Raw genomic sequence first — 510 nt, 5'->3', positions numbered from 1 at the left:
CCATAGCTCTGTTCCTGGGGAACGGAAGCGGGTGAGAGAAATGCGTGTTCTCAAGTGTAAAACCGGTGCCGTGAATGTCAACGCGACCAACGGAACCATTCTCTGTCAACCGGACAGCAGCCCGGACGGTATAAACTACAAATGTCGCGGGCAAGGAGAAGTGACGCTGGATACAACAGACGAATTGAACCGGTTCCTGGCCGGCGTGGAGCGCAGGGCGTTCCGCATGGCGCGGCTCGCCACGTCCGACGATGACGAGGCCCTGGACGTGGTCCAGGACGCCATGCTCGGCTTTGTCAGAAACTATGCGCGGAAACCCGAGGCGGAGTGGCCGCCGTTGTTCCACCGGACGCTCCAGAGCCGGATCGTGGACTGGCACCGGCGCTCGACCCTGCGGAACAGGTTCCGGGCGTGGTTCGGCAAAAACGACGACGAAGATGGCGGCGATCCCTTGGACGGGATCCCGGACGTGAATTCGCCTGATCCGGCGCGACAGCTCCTGGACCGGGC

1 protein-coding gene is annotated in these 510 nt (G+C 62.4%); it reads left to right on the top strand.

Going from position 1 to position 510, the window contains the following annotated elements:
- Positions 1–160: 160 nt before the first annotated feature.
- Positions 161–510: sigma factor (locus FOY53_RS22890; RefSeq protein ID WP_222435352.1), on the top strand; the 350-nt coding region annotated here is incomplete at its 3' end.

The organism is Puniceibacterium confluentis (assembly GCF_007923445.1).
Taxonomy (GTDB): Bacteria; Pseudomonadota; Alphaproteobacteria; order Rhodobacterales; family Rhodobacteraceae; genus Puniceibacterium; species Puniceibacterium confluentis.
This window is presented reverse-complemented; position numbering and strand designations above follow the sequence as displayed.